Origin of the sequence: Bradyrhizobium sp. 956_D2_N1_4 (assembly GCF_052076025.1) — a bacterium.
Classification (GTDB): Bacteria; Pseudomonadota; Alphaproteobacteria; order Rhizobiales; family Xanthobacteraceae; genus Bradyrhizobium; species Bradyrhizobium barranii.
This window is the reverse complement of sequence record NZ_CP197237.1, coordinates 5,168,514-5,188,341: the sequence shown is the minus strand read 5'-3', so window position 1 is coordinate 5,188,341 and position 19,828 is coordinate 5,168,514. Positions and strand designations below refer to the sequence as shown.

The 19,828-nt window shown below is 58.4% G+C and carries 16 protein-coding genes and 4 pseudogenes; 7 read left to right on the top strand and 13 right to left on the bottom strand.

Annotated features, from left to right (window positions below; genetic code table 11):
- Window positions 1–36: 36 nt before the first annotated feature.
- Both AB7535_RS24665 and AB7535_RS24660 read right to left on the bottom strand, forming a co-directional pair.
- Window positions 37–1,296 (bottom strand): hypothetical protein, encoded by a 1,260-nt coding sequence (locus tag AB7535_RS24665; RefSeq protein ID WP_439037051.1) that lies wholly within the window; start codon window positions 1,294–1,296, stop codon window positions 37–39.
- 70 nt (window positions 1,297–1,366) lie between these two features.
- On the bottom strand, window positions 1,367–2,566 hold the full coding sequence (locus AB7535_RS24660; RefSeq protein WP_439037050.1) for a hypothetical protein: 1,200 nt from the start codon (window positions 2,564–2,566) through the stop codon (window positions 1,367–1,369).
- Between the two features lie 891 nt (window positions 2,567–3,457).
- On the opposite strand from AB7535_RS24660, the gene AB7535_RS24655 reads away from it, so the two are divergent.
- Window positions 3,458–3,826, top strand: a complete 369-nt coding sequence (locus tag AB7535_RS24655; protein ID WP_144030574.1) for a hypothetical protein — start codon at window positions 3,458–3,460, stop codon at window positions 3,824–3,826.
- A gap of 498 nt (window positions 3,827–4,324) precedes the next feature.
- Here the strand turns inward: AB7535_RS24655 and AB7535_RS24650 are convergent, their stop codons facing one another.
- Window positions 4,325–5,458 carry a L,D-transpeptidase gene (locus AB7535_RS24650; RefSeq protein WP_245343913.1) on the bottom strand — a complete coding sequence of 378 codons (1,134 nt, stop codon included), beginning with the start codon at window positions 5,456–5,458 and terminating at the stop codon, window positions 4,325–4,327.
- 615 nt (window positions 5,459–6,073) lie between these two features.
- On the opposite strand from AB7535_RS24650, the gene AB7535_RS24645 reads away from it, so the two are divergent.
- Window positions 6,074–7,204 carry a transglycosylase gene (locus tag AB7535_RS24645; protein ID WP_245343912.1) on the top strand — a complete coding sequence of 377 codons (1,131 nt, stop codon included), beginning with the start codon at window positions 6,074–6,076 and terminating at the stop codon, window positions 7,202–7,204.
- A 188-nt stretch (window positions 7,205–7,392) separates the two neighbouring features.
- Here AB7535_RS24645 and AB7535_RS24640 read toward each other — a convergent pair.
- The 6 genes and pseudogenes from AB7535_RS24640 to AB7535_RS24615 form a co-directional block, all read right to left on the bottom strand.
- A pseudogene (locus AB7535_RS24640) lies at window positions 7,393–7,733 on the bottom strand (phosphate acetyltransferase); the annotation flags it as partial.
- Between the two features lie 471 nt (window positions 7,734–8,204).
- Window positions 8,205–8,663 carry a hypothetical protein gene (locus AB7535_RS24635; RefSeq protein ID WP_085398426.1) on the bottom strand — a complete coding sequence of 153 codons (459 nt, stop codon included), beginning with the start codon at window positions 8,661–8,663 and terminating at the stop codon, window positions 8,205–8,207.
- 346 nt (window positions 8,664–9,009) lie between these two features.
- Window positions 9,010–9,273: a hypothetical protein gene (locus tag AB7535_RS24630; RefSeq protein WP_085398423.1), complete on the bottom strand. Its 264-nt coding sequence runs from the start codon at window positions 9,271–9,273 to the stop codon at window positions 9,010–9,012.
- A gap of 224 nt (window positions 9,274–9,497) precedes the next feature.
- Complete coding sequence (locus AB7535_RS24625; RefSeq protein ID WP_049808091.1) at window positions 9,498–9,677, bottom strand: STAS/SEC14 domain-containing protein; 180 nt, start codon at window positions 9,675–9,677, stop codon at window positions 9,498–9,500.
- A gap of 340 nt (window positions 9,678–10,017) precedes the next feature.
- Window positions 10,018–10,782 carry an outer membrane protein gene (locus tag AB7535_RS24620; RefSeq protein ID WP_085398421.1) on the bottom strand — a complete coding sequence of 255 codons (765 nt, stop codon included), beginning with the start codon at window positions 10,780–10,782 and terminating at the stop codon, window positions 10,018–10,020.
- 1,006 nt (window positions 10,783–11,788) lie between these two features.
- The gene (locus AB7535_RS24615) at window positions 11,789–12,841 is read right to left on the bottom strand and encodes a SphA family protein (protein WP_439037049.1); all 1,053 of its coding nucleotides are present in this window, start codon (window positions 12,839–12,841) and stop codon (window positions 11,789–11,791) included.
- A gap of 457 nt (window positions 12,842–13,298) precedes the next feature.
- Between AB7535_RS24615 and AB7535_RS24610 the strand changes: the two are divergent.
- Window positions 13,299–13,492: pseudogene (locus tag AB7535_RS24610) on the top strand (IS5/IS1182 family transposase); the annotation flags it as partial.
- 149 nt (window positions 13,493–13,641) lie between these two features.
- Here the strand turns inward: AB7535_RS24610 and AB7535_RS24605 are convergent.
- Window positions 13,642–14,163 carry a Spy/CpxP family protein refolding chaperone gene (locus AB7535_RS24605; protein ID WP_038945733.1) on the bottom strand — a complete coding sequence of 174 codons (522 nt, stop codon included), beginning with the start codon at window positions 14,161–14,163 and terminating at the stop codon, window positions 13,642–13,644.
- A 479-nt stretch (window positions 14,164–14,642) separates the two neighbouring features.
- On the opposite strand from AB7535_RS24605, the gene AB7535_RS24600 reads away from it, so the two are divergent.
- Both AB7535_RS24600 and AB7535_RS24595 read left to right on the top strand, forming a co-directional pair.
- Window positions 14,643–15,098 (top strand): hypothetical protein, encoded by a 456-nt coding sequence (locus AB7535_RS24600; protein WP_439037048.1) that lies wholly within the window; start codon window positions 14,643–14,645, stop codon window positions 15,096–15,098.
- A gap of 469 nt (window positions 15,099–15,567) precedes the next feature.
- Complete coding sequence (locus tag AB7535_RS24595; protein WP_085398221.1) at window positions 15,568–16,251, top strand: helix-turn-helix domain-containing protein; 684 nt, start codon at window positions 15,568–15,570, stop codon at window positions 16,249–16,251.
- An 89-nt stretch (window positions 16,252–16,340) separates the two neighbouring features.
- On the opposite strand, the pseudogene AB7535_RS24590 reads toward AB7535_RS24595, so the two are convergent.
- Window positions 16,341–17,080: pseudogene (locus AB7535_RS24590) on the bottom strand (outer membrane protein).
- Between the two features lie 166 nt (window positions 17,081–17,246).
- Window positions 17,247–17,513, bottom strand: a complete 267-nt coding sequence (locus AB7535_RS24585; protein WP_071913258.1) for a hypothetical protein — start codon at window positions 17,511–17,513, stop codon at window positions 17,247–17,249.
- 260 nt (window positions 17,514–17,773) lie between these two features.
- On the opposite strand from AB7535_RS24585, the gene AB7535_RS24580 reads away from it, so the two are divergent.
- On the top strand, window positions 17,774–18,037 hold the full coding sequence (locus AB7535_RS24580) for a hypothetical protein (protein WP_085398219.1): 264 nt from the start codon (window positions 17,774–17,776) through the stop codon (window positions 18,035–18,037).
- Between the two features lie 1,177 nt (window positions 18,038–19,214).
- Window positions 19,215–19,427, top strand: a pseudogene (locus AB7535_RS24575) (SOS response-associated peptidase); the annotation flags it as partial.
- Window positions 19,428–19,543: 116 nt separating this feature from the next.
- On the opposite strand, the gene AB7535_RS24570 reads toward AB7535_RS24575, so the two are convergent.
- Complete coding sequence (locus AB7535_RS24570) at window positions 19,544–19,765, bottom strand: hypothetical protein (RefSeq protein WP_038946060.1); 222 nt, start codon at window positions 19,763–19,765, stop codon at window positions 19,544–19,546.
- Between the last annotated feature and the right edge of the window lie 63 nt (window positions 19,766–19,828).

The following is a 19,828-nucleotide window of genomic DNA, read 5'->3' as shown; positions in this document are numbered from 1 at the left end:
GACGTTCCAATACGGATTCTATAGTGGGATGGCCCCTTATGCTTCCGCCGCTTGAAGGATCTCGATGGCGGCGGTCAGGGTCGCGAGAACGTTGAAGTCCGCGAACAGGGCATTGCCGGGACCGCCGTTGGCGCAGGCGTATTCGGCGGATCTGTAGATCGCATTGTTCGCCCGGTCCGCATTCACCCAACTCAAGACCTGCTGGCGGAGAGCGGCGTTCGTGCGGAAGCCGTGCAGCAGATAGCGCCAGAAGACGCCTGATCCGCACCCGTAATCGTCCGGGTCGTTGGTGAGATTAAGCGTCGGTTGCACCACGTGATCGGTGACCATGTGATACAGCACGCCGCCTGCGATGGAGACGGCCTGCGGTTGGGCGATCGGATTGGTAGGGTCGACACGGAGGTAATCGAGCAGGCCGCCGAGGATTAGGCCCTGATCGCCGCACCAGGCCGATCCGGCGTTGTAGCCGTGGACGGGCGGATAGCTGCCTTTGGCGTCACAATAGGCGTAGGTCCCCACACGTTCCCGCACGAGCGTCAGGGGAGGGAAATGCATCAGCAGGCCTTCCTGGCCTTCATGACCCGGTTCTTGGTCAAGGTAGAACCAGCTCTTTAAGAAATTGAATTCCTTCCTGACCGCCTCGGCAGTGCCCTGGCCATTGGCGCCCAGCCGGGCAGCTAGGACGAGGTAGAGGCCATTCATGACGGTGAGTTGGAACGGGCCCAAATCCGTCTTGTTCGGATCGGACGGATTGGAATCGGAAGGCGAGCACTCCCCACTCGACCTGTATTCCTTAAACATGTCGTATTGCCAGACGCCGCCTGCGATGCGGGGGACCGCCCAGGTGTTTGGGGACGTGAAGTAGTCGGTCGGCGAACTGTTTTCGCGGTTTTCCCAGACGTTCGGTCCGCCCTTGTAGCTGTAGGCCTTGCCCGTCTTGCCCGTGTTCATGACGTCCCAACATTGCCTAGCGATCGTCAGGAAGCTTTCCCTGGTGGGGCCAAAGACACCGTTATATTCGGCGTGAAACGCCTTTTCGCTCGCAATTCCCCACCAGCCATAGTCGTCGTACCAGCACAGGCTGCGGGCGGCTTTCGTCCAGCGGTCCAACGCGATCTTGGCAATCGCTCCCGGGGCTTTTTCCGCATCGGGGAAGCGCACGAGGTAATCCGTCAGCGTGTCGAATACGTTGCCAATCTGCCACGAATTCGTCCAGGTGGAGAAATTCTCGATGAGAGGACTGGTCTGGAAGGTCTTCTTGGCTTGAGCCTTGTATTTATCGATTGGGTATTGCATCGGGCGGCCCTCATTGTCTGTTCTGTCTACGGGCTATCAACAGTGAAGCCGGCTTTCGCCGCAGAAGGCATCAGCCCTTCCACGCCTTCATCACCGCAAAGTAGTTCAGCTTCGCCACCTGCTGTTCGACCGGATAGCTGCCCGCAACCGCATAGGGCTCGCCCTTTTCGTTCCAAGCCGGATAGTGGGTCGGCATGACATAGGGGCTATTTGTCGGCCACGGCCATTCGGTGCTCGCTCCGAATTTCAGGACGCCGAATGACCGCTCCCAACCATCTTCCCACGGGCGCTGCTCGTTTAGGAACACGCAAGCGCCGAGCATCATGCCGTTCGAGCTTCCCGGCACCGATGCAGCCAGTTGCCGGGCCATCCATTCGGCCTGTTGCTGTTCGCTGCCGGTCTGTTCGATACTCGAGCCGAGTTCGGTGAACATGACCGGCGGAATGGGTATGCCCCGGCTCGTCCAATATTGCGGCAGGCGTGTCGACAGGAAGCGGGTGATATCTGGCCCGTCATTCTGCGGGTTGGTCGCGAAGACGAAGCGTGCGTTCCAGAAATCGCGCGGGCTGTAGCTGCCGATCCGAGGCTGGCCTATCAGCCTGTCCCAGACGTCTTTGACATACCCCGCACCTTCGATACCGTCCTTCATACCGAACGAGCAATCGACCATGATCGGCAACCGCGCTGAATCGGGAAGATTGAGCCTGTCTTCCTCCTCGACGAGCCATGTCATGGCGGTTACCACGTGGGCCGGATTGCGGTCGTACCACAATTCGTATTCGTTGAAGATCTTCCACATCCCGGCGCCGGGAGCCGGCCCTTGGCCCTGGCTGTAGATTTCCTTGAACACCTTCTGGATATTCAGATGAGCCGTCGCGGGGTTTTCCCACGGCTTTTTGTTGGGGGTGTCGGCCATGCACAGATAAGTATAGTTGCTGATCGGGACCGTTGCCTTCATTCCGAGTTTGGCGCAGCGCGCAAGGAAGACCAGATGGTTCCGCAGGCCGATTTCCGGCACCGGGGCCGACCAGTCGTAGCAATGGATGAAATTGGCCCCCAGTTTTTCGCTGAAGCGCTGAAGATCGCTTCGGGCATCAGGCCCCATGCCGTCGCCTTTGGGACTCCACAACGCCTGGAAATCTCCGTTGTAGAAGTCTGAATCGAAATACTGCGCTTTCTTCTCCTTGGTGTAATTGCTTGGTCCCGGCATATAGGCCATTCCGCGAATATTACTTACACCGAAGTGCTTGCACCGATCGAGCGCAGACATGTTCGCCATCATCATGAATCCTGAAGCTTGAGTTGGCCCCCATCCATTGGAGAGGAAGCGGGCCAAAGGGACAGCGAAACTAGTAGCATTTTCACCCTTAGATTGAAATAACCTTTTCGCCCTTAGATTGAAATACTCTTGTTGCTGTTGTGGCGCCTGTGGGATGTGGGCAACGCACTTGCGTAGTCCCATATCCTGTCAGTTTCCCGTTAGGAGTAGACTTCGCCAAAGGGGTGTAGATATCTCGTAGATTGTAGGCTCGCAGCCGAATCGATGAAGCTGGAGCGGCGACGGGTCTTGTCAGCCTCTGCGGAGTCTTTCCAATCCCCGCAGCTCATCGTGCGAGTTTTTTGACCGTCTGACACTGCGCGCATGTAGGCCCGGTCGAGAGCAGCGGCATTAAGGTGCTTTCAGCAACTGATTTAATAGATGAATGGGGACCAGTCCTCCAGGTACGACTGGCAATGTATCAACGACTGTGAGGAAGCTCGACAAGCTGGGACCCCAACGGGACACGATGCATTTCACAGGTCCTACGTTCGATTTGTTGAACTCATTCAACAACGCAAGCTAGGTGGCATCCGAATTGTCGCTCTGAAATAGCTCGCGATCTGATCGAATGCCGGAGTGATTTGTTGCGGTGCATGAGTCCGCAGATGGCCCTAAGGCGAAGAAAGGCAAGACGTCCGGCACGTCAGCAGTCGAGGCCAGACCGGACATTAAGATACAGCTAGATCGGCGCGTATGACGTAAGCAGGCTCTGGTCAAACGTCACGATCCACTGGCAGGGTCGAGAGAGGGCCAGCTTAGACTGATTGGTTCGGCCGTTCGTCGAGCTAGGATGCCGCAATCGATGCACGCGACAGCCAAGCATCAGCAAGCATTCGATCTATGCCTGCCGTTCGCGGCATGTTCGCTTTTAGAAAATCCTTCTCCCGACCGCACCTGGATTTTGCGGGGCGAACCGCGAACCAATTGTGGCGGTGGGGAATAATCGTCTACCGCGAGGGCGCGTACCTCCCCGAACCGCTCAACGATCATGAACTCTATCGGATTGCATCGGGTGAGGGCCGCAAATCGATTGCTGAGCGAGCGCCCGAGACGGTCGAGTTAGCCCGTAAACTGGCGCGCGCAAGACCCAAGGGCGGCAAGCGATCACTCCGCGAAATCGCGGCAACGCTCGCGGAAGCCGGTCACCTGACGAAGCACGGCAATCGCTATGCTGCGACCGCCATCAAGCTCATGCTCGACAGGAAGTGACACGATAACGCGAAGCCTCAGGACGCGATGCCAAGCATTCTTTCCGCAGACCCACCGAGGGAGGGAAAATTCCGGATGAAAGCATGCATATTTTCGGCAAAGCCCCCTCACAAAGCCGACCGTCAAAACAATCCCGACTAATGTGCTCTGGAGCCCGACAATTTTCTTGGGCTGTCTGCAATCGCCAAGTGGCCACGAGGCCTGCTTCGTCCGCATGACGGGCGACCGAAGTAATTGCGACTGGGACAAGCATTTTCCGACCCAACGCTAACAGCGGCTGCTGGCAACTGCGAGGCTGCCAGCAGGCGCTGACGACGTCTGTTTAGGAGGGTGGAGCGGAAGTCCGCAGTCATCGCCCAGACCGACGCGATTGACCCAGAACGGACCGCGCTGCTTTGGGTTAGGTGCGGAGATCAAGAATCTTGCACCAGATTTGCGGTCGAACAATTCCAGCGGGTTGCGCAGCGGCATCGTATGTCGGTGGGTTGCGCCGCCGCATCAATGCGTTACAACGATGAAATCCGTGTCTTTTCCCGTCTCGTGGCTAAATCCGTCGTCGGAAATAATCAATGAAGAGGCCGGCGTCAGAAGTTTAGAGATCCTCTCAACGGTATCCCGCGGTATTTCGATGCGGCTGAGGACAGCGTTGGCTTTATCGGGAGACGGTACCGATAGGGCGGTTTGCTTCACGGGCGCTTCGCGTTCTTTTGTGGCATCCTCGATGCGAGGAAATTCGTCCGGAATCGACACGACGGTCCAGAGAATAGCCGCTCCCTCGCTCTGGAATTCCATTGCGGTAAACACGTGCGTTCCAAGGGGCTCCTCCGGATTTTCGATCTTGACCGCGACATCAAACAACGGCGAGAAGCCCTGACGCACGAAGAGCTTGCTCAACTTACGACTCACGAAGACGGAGATCGGGGCCATCTTTCTGGGTGTGCCTTCAGCGGCAGCCGAGTTTGGAACCTGGAGACTAGTGGCTTCTGTAGTCTCGGTCTTGGACACCGGTGATCCATGCGTTGCCGCGGCTGTGCTAACGCTCTTACCCACGACTGTAGCAGCCTGAAATTCCGGCGAACCGGACACTGCTTTCGGCTTAAAGAGGTGCGGACTGGTTATCTCGACCGGCTGGACATCGTGGTGCGCAATGATCACGCGCGTGCCGCGCTTCGTGAGATGCCAGAGTCGAATGGCAAAGTCATTTTTCAAACGGATGCAGCCGTGTGACGCCGGATGCCCAGGCACGACACCGGCATGCAACGCAATCCCTGACCAGGTGATGCGCTGCATGTAGGGCATGGGGGCAGAGCTATAAATATTTGAGCGGTGCCATCGTTGTTTGCTGATCACGCTGAATACGCCCAGGGGTGTAGGATGCCCCTGAGTTCCCGTGGACACCGTCGAGCGTGCGATCAGTGCCCCGTTGTCAAAAAGCGAGACCCGTTGGTCAGCGATCGAGATGATGATCTGGAGCGGGCCCTTCGGAGGGGCCTCGGGCCGAGCGTTCTTCGCAGATCCAGAGTTTGTCTGCCGGTGATAGTGCTTGTGTTTGAACGGAGCGTAGTGGCCTGGCCAGAACCTGTCCTGCGGCCAAAACGGAAACTGAGCGTGTGCGATCCCTGTAGAGAGCATGAAAGCGGCGAAAGCTATTATTGGAGTCTGCCTCCTCATTCAGTGCCTCATGCAGTGAAGTTGCATGCGAGGTCCAACGCAAAAAGCGTGGCGTTACCGACCATAGCCTCGTCTTCAAATCTGGTCGCAGTGGGTCGAAAATTGGACCAATTCCAATGACGAGGCCAATCTGCCGGAAGAAGACAATCGGCAATAGCCGTCGCGCCGATCGCCGGGCCGATCAATGTACGGTGTGAGGGCCGTTGCGACGGACGCTTTGATCTTGGGCAATGGGTTCGGTTCGCTCAGATGATCCCATAAATCGTCAACGACAGACCGCTCGAAGGGACGGCATCCCCGACTACGGCCACTCAAGCGCACCTGTTGGTCCGACATTCACCATGGTCGGCTCGCCGCGAACTAGCCGCATGCGTCGCATGGGTCCGAAACTTCCCAACACGCTTACGTCGCAGAACAATTGCTTGCCGCCGGCGCGTTGCATGCGGGCAACACTTCGTGGAAAAGATGATGAACCGCGGTTTGCGCCATTGCGCGGCCATGTCTCGACCCGAAAATTCACCCGTCGCGTGCTTGGCTGTGCAGCATTGCTCGGGTGGGGCCTTTGGAGGCGACGGGATGATGAACCCGCGGCGATTTACGGCAGTGGTGCCGACGTTTTGCGGAACGGTCGTTCTCGCGGGGGGGATCGTTGGCTGGCTGGCTGGCTTCGGTTCGGCCGGCACCGAGAACATCGGCGCAGTGCCAATCGAGGATCGCGCAGCATCGCTCGCCGCCAACGCCAGGCTCGCGGATGAACCGCAGGCAATCGCAATGGACAACGCCGTTGTCGCTAACACCGTTGTCGCGAACGCTGCTGTGGCTGGCGCCGAAGTGGCGACGGCCGCCGAACCCGCGGCGGGGACGGCCACCCACACGACGGCGGCCTCGGATAAGCCGGAATCGATCGTCGTGGCTGCGTTGCCCGATCCGTCGCAGATGCTGTCGGCCGATTTACCGCCCGTGCAGGAATCGGTGGACTTGGGCCACCATGATGTCGCCCAACCGGGGCCTACAACGCGCAATGCCTCCAACTCGGCGCCGGTGACGCAGGATTTTCGCTATCTCATCTATTACGTCTGGTCCGAACTGCCTCCTGCCGAGAAACCGGCGGAGATCGTCTTAAAGTCACTCAAGGACATCCCGGTCGGAACGCCGGTCGAGGAGATCAAGCGCGCTTCCGACGCTTTCGGTCTGGACTTCCATTTCATGAAAGCGGTTGCCAAGATCGAGTCCGGTTTCGACCCCAAGCAGCGCACGGGGTCGTATATCGGCCTGTTTCAACTGAGCAAGTACGAGTTCAACAAATTCGGCTCCGGGCAGATTCTTGATCCCCGCGACAATGCCATTGCGGCAGCCTACAAGGTCATTACCGAAGGCATTCTGTTCGAGTGGGTGACGCAGAAGAAGCCGACCTTGAGTGATCTTTACTTGATCCATCAACAAGGCTGGGAAGGCGCCGCCGAGCACATCAGCCAACCCGATCGCATCGCTTGGAAATCCATGTGTGCCACCAGCGAAGGGAGGGAGAAACGCGAAAAATGGTGCAAACGCGCGATCTGGCGGAATACCCTTCCGGCCGTCAAAACCGCGTGGAAATCGGTGGATAAGCTGACATCGGGGGCGTTCGTCGGAATGTGGCGCGAGCGGGTTGCGCATTTCCAATCGAAATACATGGCTACCGCCGACGCCGAACGGGCGAACCAGTAGATTTCCGTTGAGTGGTTGGTAGGAGTTGCCGCACGCGCGGGCCGAGCGGGGGGCCTCACCGCCGCCGCGAGACGTGGTGTCGCTCAGTGGTCGCGCAGGACGCGCTTTACGTTTTCAACGACTCGCTCGGACCATTCCTACTGCGCGCTAACGAGGTGATCGATCAGATGCCGATGTCTGGTTGTGGCCCGGTCCATGCGTAGACCGCCGGCCTTGGCCGTGATGCTACACATCAGCTCGTCGGTGTGCAGACTGCCTTTCATCAGCATCTCGCCGTGGGTAGCGTGGATCAGTTCGAGGGCCTTAGCGGCGGCCGCCTCGCTGTGCGGCGCATCGACGATCTCGATTCTCGCGATGTCGAGCCCGTGAGTGTCGGCCGTGTCTCTGATCTTCCCCTCCGGACCCACCAGGATCGGTCGGATGATGCCCGCGCTGGCGCTGTCGAGGACGCCGCAGCGCAGGGAGGTCTCGTCGCAGGGGTGCACCACGACGGTCTGAACGGGATCGATCGAGCGGGCGCTGCGATCAGAGTATCGTACTTGCTCGGAGTGCTCGTGTGGGCGTTTGCGGTAGCCTGGTCGACTGACTTATCGCTGGCGTTTCATTCACGCCTTTCAGGGCTACTGGGCGATTTTTGATCTCAAGGGCCTAGTTGAATCCGCATTGGGCCGGATAGGCTTGAACCATTACCACCTTATACCGTGAGATTTACGGACAACTCTGACGACGACCCAGGCAAAACGTACCTGAGCCTAATCCATGCGCAGAGGAGGCCCGGCGGTTCGCGCAGCAATATGCCGACGTTGGGAAGTTACGAGGTCGCTCGAATTGAGGAAGTCTCTGCCCCCGCAGACCCTCGCCTGAATCCTTGTCCTCCTCATTGCATGATCGAATGAAGTTCGCTGCCGGCGGCACAATACCCATTCAGGGTGCACAGTGGTTCGTCGCCAATATGTTAACGCCTCGCGCGGAACGGCTGGGTTAGACCAGCATCTGATCACTACGAGCGCAGGAAAACCGCAGCGTCTAGATAGCAAGGAGGAAATATCGCCTTAAGCCTCGCGCCGCGCAGGAAGATTGTGTGAGGAGACAAACCGCCACGCGTTGCTATCCAATTCCGAACCGGAGCCGGGTACATTGAATACATTATTCGTGTGGCTTCTGGATTTGTAATTTGGCGTCCGCCAGCCCCCAGGTCCCAGGCTGCGTGGAAGGCAAGATTTGCCCTTTCAGTTACGCAGATTCTTTCCGAAGGGATCTTAGCTAGGACGATCGTACAGGCCGAGGCGCAGAGGCCATCGATGATCACGGTCTGGCCCGTGTTCTTCAAGTTTTCGTACCGATCGAAGTAACGTTGGATCAACCCACCCCGATCGTTGGTAATCCTCACAACGGCATCGCTTGGGCCGGCGTATCCCAGTGAAAATGCTGCAGCGAGCAATGCCGTCAGGAATTTCATGTTTGGGCCTCTCAACATTGCATTGACCCCGGTACTACGTTCGAATGTGTTGCGGCAGGCACGATGTCACTGGGCGTTCGGGTAGCGGGTAGGTTTGGAGCGGCAATCTGAGGCGATCGCAGGACACCCGCAGTTATCGGACGGCTATGCGCTTACATTTCTTGCGACCGCCGAATGGTTTTTGACAGTTTGCCGTACCCGGCGGCCGCGTCTGACTTCCAAGCTGAATACAAGGGTTCGATTCCCTTTCCCCTCCAAATCTTTTCGAAGAATTAGCCTGCGAACGATTGTTGCTTTCGACAAGGACTTCCCGTCTGGCGCGCGGCGCGGTCGTGGTTCGCTGCCTCTACTTCGGTACGCATTCCACGTTGAAGGCAATGATGATCTGCGCTGGGTAAGCCTGACCCACGCTCTTCAAGTCTTCCAAACCGCTTCTCATCCTGGCTCCCGCCTCCTTCAAGCTCTCCTCCAGTTTGGACTTCGCTGTCAGGCAGCGCTCTTCACTGGAAAATTCCTGGAATACCACGGTCGGAAGGAGCCTCCATTCCGCTCTGTCATTTGTGGCGGCTGGACTAACTGAATACGAGAAGACGTACATCAGGATCCACATCGGAAGGCTCCATCTGTGATGCGACGGCAGTGAAAGCCTGCGCCCTCAAGGCCATCGTCGAGGGGCACGTCTCGCCTGCGTCGGTGCTTGCCACAGGCCGTGTTAGTGCAGCGCTGCTTAACAAAGGGAGGTTGATCTGGATCAAACAGAAGCCCGATACTTCCATCCTATGAGCCGGGGCTTGTCCTGGCGGGAGCACTATGGGCGGATCACGCCGATATGGATCATTGCGCTTCCAGCCACGCCAGCGTCTCCGCTTTTTGATCGGACGAAAATCGACGAACTTGCGCCGAGACAAAGTGCTTCGCCATCCGCGGTATGGCCTTGAAGAGCTCGCTGTCAGTCACGACGACCACGCGCTTCACCTGTCGATGATAGCCTCCGACGAGCTTGAGCTGTCCCAGCCCGGAAAGGCCTTTGCGAATATCATTAGGCCGGCCAGCTCTCCATTCGCCGCGACAAAGGGATCGATTTCCTGGGCGAGCCGCTCAAAGTCAGCTTTCTCGCGAGCGCCCCTACCGGCGAGAGAGTGAGGATGCGTCGGTCTCGCAGCAACTCCGGCCTGAGAAGTTCGAGGCCGCTCAAATCGTCGGCTTATTGGGCTGACCGAAAGCAGCCGCAACATCTGTAAACCGGCGCTCTCACCCACCTCAGACATTGCAAAGATGCAGCAACCGCTAGCCATACATAGCCCGCAAAAAAGCCCCGGCGAGCCGGGGCTTTGGTTTGCGCAGACTGGAGCGATCAGTATCTCGCCGCGACAGGAGCTTTTCCATACCCGCCGAAGCGATAGTTGAAGCGCAGAGTGACCATATCCACGTCTTGGCTGATCCGGTCGTTGAGTACGGCCGCAAGCCGCGGATCGGCCACGGAGAAGGAGTTGTTCGCATGTCCCATCCACAGATGATCGTATTCAACACCGACCGACCAGTTTTGTGCGAAGCCATACTCCCAGCCGACACCCAGCGCGCCGCCCCAGCGCGTGTTATCTGCCGAGACCAGACCGATCCCGGTGGTGTTGTCGAATATTGTCAGGCGATTGCTGGTTACGGCCGCGCCGCCCTTCACGTAGAGCAGTGACGCGTTCCACGCCCAACCGAGTTGGCCCGTGAAGAGACCGATGGCGTCGGTCTTAACTGTGGTTGAAAGCGTCGGGTTGAACAGGCTGACGCGCGTGTTGCTGAGGTCGGCCCAATCGCCCTGCGCTTCCAATCCGAACACAAATTGATTGGATTGCCAGCGATACCCGACCTGCCCGCCGACAACGCCACCCGACCGATCCCGGCAACCGCTTGCAACTGTGCCTGCGAGCGTGACGAAATCCACGCAATTGTGGCTTTGGCCCCATCCGCCGTTGGCGCCGATGTAGAAACCGGTCCAGTCATAGATCGGAGCGACCACCGGCGGCGGCGCCTTGGTGTAGGGGCGTGCCGCCATATCAGCCGCCGACGCGGGGGCCGCCATGCTCACTGCCAGCAAGGCCACGCCACTTAACAAAATCTTCCTCATTATTCTCGCTCCATCCACGTTTCACCCGAACGATGCCGGTTCTTTTTTGGATGTCCGGCGTTCCAGCTCGAACCTAGCTGAGCCGACTAGCATTCGATGTGCCTAAGCGGCAACAGTCGGGAAAATTTGGAAATGTGCACGCTCTAGTTGAGTAAGCGCTATTGACCAATCAACGAAGGAATTTGCGTCTTAGAATTTGCGGCAGCGGCGGTTTGTTGGCCCCTTAGCCGAAGGTCGATTGAGCGCGTGTCATGTCGGCTGTCAGGGGCAAACCGGACGCCGATCCAACTTGGCGTCCACCGCTGCTTTTGACCAATTGAGACATGAGCATTCCATGATTTGTGCAGCGCGCATGAACGCAGTGCACCATTCCCCTCGACGCCTTTTCCTGCTGGCCTGAGTATCCGGAGCAGTCATGTGCAAAGCTTTGGCGAAAACTATGTCGCTCGATGCGCTGCACATATTCATTGACATCTGGTGACAGTGGCCGACATTGACGGCCATGGTAGATAATAGGAGTAGGTGCAATGAGGGCTTACTCAATTGTCGGGCTGCTGTTTGCGGCAGTGGTGTTGGCGACGATTCCAGTCTCGCCGCAGGTTACATCGCGTGGCGTCGTGGAGTTAAGCGTTGATCAAGCGCAGGCCTACACGTATCGGCGCGCCCGCGTGACTGCGCGTCGTGTCGACCGTCGCGATTACCGCCATACGCGTCGTGCCGTGCGGCGTGGTGTCTACTAACGGAGCGCGATGCGCGCCGACAAGGTACGAGACGGTGATCAAAGTGCTCGATCACTCGCCCGCGCCGACGATTGATTGAGTAAATCACTGCGGTTCGTGCATGTCGTTTGCTGCGGCGATGAGTCCAGGTCTGGCCCATCAGCGAAGTGGTGACACGCCTCATTGAGGTCCGTTCAACGAGGCCGACTTGCTTACGTTGAGTCCTTCGCATTTTGACCCATTTGAGACATCGGCCGATCGCAGCCGACGTCCGGTTGGCACGAGGTTTATTTCACAACCAGATGCTTCGTGCGCGCTATGGCGGCAGGCGCGGACGGGGAAATGGTGAACGTCAGCCAGGTATTCCATCCTGACGGACGGTTGGCTGCACCGAATTCGCCGTATCCCCTCAGGCTAAGGGAGCCCTGCATGTCTGCGACCGGGAAGCCGTACCCGATTTGCGGACCGACACCGAAAACGCGTGACCTGAAGCCACCGAGGATCGGGTTCTGGCCGGAATCGTCGGTGATTTGCTGGTAGGCATATCCGACAATGCCGAGGAAAAGCTGCTTGGTGACGTAGTGCGATGCGCCCCAGTCGAAGTGGAAATCGATGCCGCTCCGGTACAGGGTATCAGGATTCCTGAAATTGTAGGTAAGGCCGGCGACGCCCGAGATTTCGTTTCCTGCCGCCGGGTCGAAATAGGTATAGGCGCCTCCAATGTCGATCGCGGCGTGCCCGAGCCCGATGTTGGGAATCCGCGTCGGATCATAGTCGCCGACGGGAATATTGCCCGTGACGTAAGCCATGTAATTGTCGACGCCATGGCTCCATAGCAGTTGCGCGAATGGCGCGAGGTCGCCGTAGGAGGTAAGTGAGCCTTCGAGCATTCCGGTGCGCGTCATCACAATCGGTCCGGCTATCGCTGTCAGTGTTCCGGCGATACTGGTGGCGGCTCTGCCGTACTGGCCGGACATGCCTACGACCAACTGCCCGCCAAGCACCGCCGTCGTGAAAGTATACGATGGCGCAAGGGCGATCAGGTCGGCCCGCCCGCTCAGACTCAGATTTAGATTAACGTTGACGTTCGCGGGGATTTTGCCGGCCAGGATCTCTTTGGCCGCAGCAGCGCCCCCGGTTGCGGCGACGCAGGAATGGTAATCGATGACACTGAGCGCCCAGCCCGGTGTCTGCTGCATGGCCACGAGGCTCGCAAACTGACCCGGAAACCAGAACGAGCTACCGCCCTGGTCGGCATGCGAAACATCAGCGCAAAGCACGAGAGCAGCAACCGCTGCCGCATTGTTGATGACGCGGCTTCCCGGTTTGTTTGATCTCATTGCAAACCTCTGGGCGGCATTTGCAACCAGTGGCGGCTACTGCAAAGCGCTCCGCGAACCGCGGGGCCCCAAGTTAGACGGCATTCAATACTAGGGCACAAGCAGCGTCGAAATCCGTGACAGAATGGTAACAGCGGGGGATATTTGTATTACGGCGATGACGCAGTCTCGGCTCGACCAAGAGTTGCTTGCGCTGGAGATATTCGGTTTTCTTTGCCGGAGCGAGTTCTTTTCCTGGGTCATCGCGACAAGTGTGGGAGGTCTTGCTGAGGTCTGCTGTTGGCGGCAGAGCCGACTTGATTTTGCTCACCGCAAGTATTGCGGCTCGTGACCCTGGCTGTGTGGAAACGCTGCTGCTTTGCCATGATTCTCTCGTGATTCTGCGGGGGAAGCAGAGAGGCGCTTCGTTGAGCAGGCGGATCGTGAGCAATGGACACTATTGCCTGAATGCCTGAACCCGCTCGCTATGCGCCAACGTCGCGAGACAGTCGAGCATCCGTTCGGCACGATGAATGCACGCATGGGAAGGACCCACTTCCTCACTAGAACGCTCCCAAAAGTAGCCGCCGAGATGGCACTCTCGGTTCTGGCCTGACACGGGTCATCAACATCGTCGGGATCAAGCCGCTGATCTATGTGATCGCGGCCTGAGGCCGAGCCGGTCTTGGCTTGCTATCGGCTCATCTACAAAAGTGTGCTTCTACAGCCAAGACCCTTAGCAAACATCGTCTAGGCATACAGTCAGTTAGCTGCGTATGCTCCGACCATTATGCATTAGGTTCGAATTGAACTGCTTTGGCTCAGTCCTCGTCCTCGGACAGCGCACGGCGCCGGTCTACGGCATCACTCATATCGTGGAGTACCAGAATCGCGATGGCCGCCATGCGCTGCCTCTGTTCGGGATTAAGCGTTTTGTAGAGTGGCTGCCACGCCTCGGCGAGTTTATCCAAATCGGCTGATCGTTGAGCCAATGCTTCCGAGCGCCGCTGCAAGAAGGTGATAGGGTCACGATTGCGCAGGGCTTCGACACGGTTTTCGTCAGCCCGTCTACCCACTGTTTCTCCGATTTTTGCAAGGCGGGCTTTCCGGTCCTCCGCCCTGGCACGAATGGCGCTCTCTACAGCGGGCCAGTATTTCTCCTGGTCAGGTGTCAGCTGCAACGCGGCCTTTACCAGATCAATCCTCATGTCCGTCAGCGTATTCCGGTCGGCTGCATTTAACCGTTCCGGAGTCGCAGAAGAGGTTTGCGAGGTTTGCGCGTTGGCAATCGGGGATGCAGCAAGGAAGAGTGCGGTTGTTCCGGCAACTACTATTTTCAACATCGGCCATCTCCTAGGCGAGTTGCCCCACACGACAATGGTGACGCACTGCGCGGTTACGTTGATCTAAATCAGGGAACCAGCGCCGCCCAGTGTTCGTCCTTTTACATCTCAGAAATCAATCTCGTATCGAGGGCCGACGGCGAGGCCGGGCACGTTCAGACCTTTGTGGGGTTTGGCCCCTCCAAGGAAGAGGCAGAGAAGAGCGCCCTGGGATGGTGCTCGCATATCAGGTTCGATCTTGAGACCTGCTTGAATTCGGATCGCCTGACCGCTCGCAACTATCGGTCAGACGGAGGTGACGCCGCACTTGATCTCAAGTACATGAAGGCAGTTGCGCGCATTACCGGCTACAGTTAGAGCGCGTTCGCGAGCGATCGAACGCGCTTGATCTATATCAAGCAGCTCGTGGCCATCTTGCTGCAGGTAACAGACGACGTAGAGCCCAGGTCAATGTTTCGGGGCGCACCGGAGCGACCGGCATGCCACTGGCGGCATATTTCTGGAAGGTCGGAGCAGTGTTGCTCGCACTGCTCTTTGTTGCAGATTATTGGCTGCCGAGGGCCCCGACCGTCGATCAGGCGGCTGCGGACCGGCCGGCCATACTTATCCACTCAGATCGCAAATGGCCCGAGCGTATTGTCTTCGATACCCAGTCGCCGGTGATCGTCGCCGCTGTGCCCGTGGCCGAGGCGACCGAGGTCGCAACTTCATCGGATGTGGCCGAACCGCCCGTTACCGTCCCACTGAGCCCGGCGGTGGCGAATTCTTTCGCGATGCTGCCGAAACAGGATACACGCCCGCCTGAAACCGTCGATCGCAAGCGACAACGCAAGATGTTGCATGTTGCGGCTCGACCGAGGCGAAACGTCCAGCCGCAGATGCTTCTGGCGGCACGACAAGGACAGTTCGGCTGGTTCGGCTTCAGAACCTGGTGATCGGCGTCCGGATAAGATCCAAACGCCGAGTCTCGCGGCTCCTATTCGTACATCGCACAGACATTTCCCTGCCAACGGAGACACCTGCGCACTGCACGCCGGGTTTGGCGGATCGTCGTCCTTGCAACGCAGACGCCGTTGATCCGCGTTCTGCCCACTCCGCAGGCGGCCGCGACCGGCGTGTTCAGGCTCTCGGATTGGGGAAGCGTCGGGGAGCAAATTGAACACGTCCACCAACAATCACCGTAGCGCCGGTCTTAAGCTGCAGACCGATGGCAGATTTCTGCGCCGCAGCGCCGCAACCAAACAGATCCAAACTCGGGCATTGTTGTTCTTTGGTGCAATGAACTTTAGGACAATACCGAGAATGCACTATCCCTGAAAATCTTGTCACCATGCACGCCCCTAACCCGGCACCGGAATTGCACGGTTACCAGGCCCATCATCACAAGATTAAGGAATGGGTCCAATGCTGATGCATATCACCTCAGTGTCGGTGCCTCATCCGCACTCCCTTTGCGAACTGGGGATACCGACCGAAACCAATCCGATCGTCAGCCTGAGCCAACTTACCTATCGGAAGTGCAACAAGATCTACGGCGAAAAGGAACCCGCCGATTATGTCTATCAGGTCAAGTCAGGCGCGGTACGAAGCTACAAGCTGCTTCGTGATGGCCGCCGGCAAATCGGCGCCTTTTACGTTTCCGGCGATATCTTCGGACTGGAGAATGGAAGCCTGCACCGTTCTACGGCAGAAGCCGTCGTGGACACGACGGTTCGCCTCATTCGGCGACAGAATCTCGATGTAATTTCCGGCAGTGATGGCGCGCTGGCCAAGCATCTGCTCCGCATGACCACCAGCAATCTGAAGCATGCGGAAGACCATATGCTGCTCCTTGGACGCAAAACTTCGATCGAGCGCGTCGCGGCCTTCATCCTTGAGATGGACGAGCGGCTCACCGACGCCGGCATTTTGGCACTGCCAATGTCACGGCGTGATATCGCGGACTACCTTGGACTCAAGCTGGAAACCGTTTCGCGGGCGTTATCGCATCTGAGCAAGCTTGGCATCCTCGGCTTCATCGGTGCCACCCACCGCCAGATCGTACTGTTGGACCGGCAGCAACTCGCCGGCTTCGATCGTCAGAATTGACAGCCGGGTCGAAGCGAAGACCCTTTGCCGTTCCTAATTGAGCGGCCCCGGTGCCATGCCGGGACCTCTAATCTGCGCGGAAGTACGGTTCAATAGCGAGCGGTGACCGGTGCCGAATAACCGCCGAAACGATAGTTCAACCGAAGTGTGACCATGTCCACATCCTGACTGACCCCGTTGCCGAGAAGGGTGATGCCCCCTGGCGTGACCACGCCCGCGAAGGACGTGTTGTCACGCCCCATCCAGAGATGGTCGTATTCGATGCCGAACGACCAATTCGGCGAGAAACCGTATTCCCAGCCGACACCGAGGGCACCGCCCCAGCGCGTGTGACCTGCGGAGTCAGGCCGACTCCGGTGAGGTTGTTGAAGACATCAAAGCGATTGCGCGTCACCGCAGCGCCACCCTTCACATAGAACAGCGACGCTTTCCATGCCCATCCGAATTGAGCCGTGAACAGCCCAATGCCATCAATCTTGCCTGTGGTTGAGATCAATGGATCGATCAAGCTGACGCGTGTGTTCTTGATCTCGGCCCAGTCGCCCTGCGCCTCCAAGCCGAGCACAGACTGGTTCGTTTGCCAGCGGTACCCGATCTGCCCGCCAACAAGGCCGCCCGAACGATCAGCGCAACCACCTGCGACTGTCCCGGCGGGCGTCAGGAAATCCACGCAACCATGGCTCTGCCCCCAGCCTCCGTTGGCGCCAATGTAGAATCCGCTCCAGTTGTAGATCGCCACCACCGGTGCCGGCGGCGCCGCCTTGACGGCCATATCGGCGGCCATGGCAGGAGCCGTCATGCTCAGCGCTGCGAGACTGAGCGCAGCCATCGAAGGCCTTTTCAGCGTCCCTATCCCCTCGCTCAGATTTCTCTCGTTCAGAGAACGCGAGCTCTTATGAAGTGCTACGAACGTCCACAAGTCTAAGAGCGATGAGACCCTAAGCCCGTAACAAGATGGCACCACTTGAGAGCGGTGTATGTGCATGGGAACGTGCTTATTCCGCGTCGGGACCTGTATCTGGCTCAGCGTTCCATTGTTCATCGACAAGCCAAGCTTGGATGCGGGGCGACGGAATGAGTTGCCTGGGGACATGCGGATTGATCGTGCCCGCAAATACAACGAGACCTTCGTCGAGCTTTGCACGAACGAATGCCTTGGCCTCTGCTTCCGTAGCGAAGGTCCTTGTTTCCCGAGGGCTCCGCTGCTTCGGCAGCGTGCCGCGTTTACGAACCTCGAAGGTGACATACCAAGTCGGCGTCATCGCACGCACCAACTAATTGCCCTAGCCCAGTCGGTCTCTTGTTTTGGTGCGGGTATCATGAAGCTGGTTGATCTGAATCAAGATCGCGGTTGGTGCTGTCAGTAAACCAGGCGACGGGCGGTAGGGAACACGGAGGATGTTCGACGGAGTTAACGCACAGCCCAGTTCACCCTTGATGTACGTCAATGTCGCTCATGTGTCCGGGCACACGCTATCGTAAGCCGTAGGAATGCGGCTTCTGCTACCCTTAGGAGGACATCATGAAGGCTAAGATGCGACTTTCGATAAAGTCAGTGACGGTTACAGGAATCGCTGCCAGCGCACTTCTGGGACTTGCAGGGGCCACGCTTGCTCCATCACCGGCCCGCGCGATCGTGTATTGCCAGTACGTCGACTATCCGGTGGGTTGCGTTGCCCGGGCTGGCGTTGCCCTCCGGCCACGGCCCGTTGCGCGCGCTGCAGTCCGTCATAACGTCGGCGGTAATGCCAATGGCGGCGTTAATCGCGTCGGAGTGCGTCGATAGAGGATTTGCCGGCGGGCCCCTAGCCTTGGTGCATAAACCAACATCGTGGCCCGCGGTAGCATTCAACACAACTTTTCGGCCATGGAGCGTCTTCGTTTCGAGGGGACTTCTCGGCTTCAGGAGCAGGCCACCAAATTGCTGTCATCTATTTTCCAACGCGTGATGAAGCCGTCTGGTTGAATCGGCGCGCGTGGCATCACCTGCATCGATATCGCGATGGACAGCCAATAACCTGATCACCGTCACCCTCCGTTGGTGCCCTTTGAAAGGAAACATCAATCCGCGTGCAGAATCAGAAAGAGCTTGATCAGGAGGCAGCCGTTTGGACCGCCTCCTAGTCGTTTCCTTGCTGACTCGGTGTGCCGGGCGTGCGATCAATTCCGCTAGTCTGCAGCAGATCAGGGTGCCATAACGTCGCTGGTATGCTGACGCGCCGAAGTCGATGCCCGCTTCACCGGCCTTCGCGTGTGTTTTACGGGCAGCGGAACGGCAAACCGTTGGTGCCTGTGACCAAAGTCTCCGATGTGCAGGCCATGCCGGTAGGAGTTATGTACCAGCCATTGCTGGAGCTGGCCGTGGACGCCGCATAGTAGGCGTTGGCTGCCCGAGCTCCGCCTGTGTAGTAAGGGCCGCCTCCCCATCCCCAGTTGGGAGATGTAGCCGCCGCCGACGGCGGCCGCGCCGGCGACGCTAGCGCCGACTACCTCGGCTCCATACCGGTACGCAGCCCGTCGGTCTTGCCGGCGAGCAACACCTGCAACGCTCATTGGGGTCAGTGGTCGACCGACCCGTGCTTGGGCACTCTCGACTGACATAGAGACACCGCGTTGTTCAGACCAGCTAAACGAGAACAGTGCCGCGCATGCGACAGTTGAGCCCGCAATTGCAAGTTTTGTTAGATGCATCTTTTTCATGAACTTGCTCCATTACTGGCTTGCCCCATGCTGAAAGAATTCTGCCTCACCGCCGGGTGGGCATTGCGCTAGAAGTAGCGAGCGTCAGCGAGGACATTAAGCTCGCCGTTCAGAGACAGGGTTACTACATGCGCAAGCTAACGGACTTTAAGAAGCGGTAGTCCGCAAAGCGCACGTGAAACCTCTACAGCATCACAACCAACCAAGCCGCGATCATCGCGCTGTTTCGCGTCGTCAACCGCTATGCCGGCAACCTTGCACCGATGCCGGTCGTGTTTCCGGGTTACCCGGCAACACTGACACCGGCCGCGAGCTGGCCATGATGCGCTGGGGCATGCCGCCGCCACCAAAGTTCGGCGGGCCACCGGTCACCAACATCCGCAATGCCGTCACCGCACTGGCCAGGCTGCCTGAAGCCGGAGAACCGCCGCCTTGTCCTGGCTAACAGCTTCTCCGAGCAACGTCCGCTGCCGGATGACGCGCTGAGGATCGTGGCGCGTGGCGCCGAAGGAGAACTAAGGCCGTCAAGTGAAAGTCGCCGTCGATCGACCTTACCGATCCCCAAGAGCTGCCCGCAAGAGTCTTGAGATCGCTACGCAGTCCAGCTCGGCAAGCGCGCGGCATCGCCGATTAATTTCTTGAAAGCCGAGCATTTCAGGCGCTCTAGGTCCCGTTCTCCGTCCGCCGCACGCGCCAGAAGATGTTCAGCAATTTCAAGCGCCGAAGCCGACTTCCGCTGATGGAAACGGGCGTCAAGCAGCACCTCGTCCAACGCGCGGCGCAATGTGGCTATCGTGGATGGATCGTAGCTCATGTCGGTCGTGTAGCCGACGCTGACAACAGTGAGATGACTGCCAAAGGACGCTGGGTCCGTTTG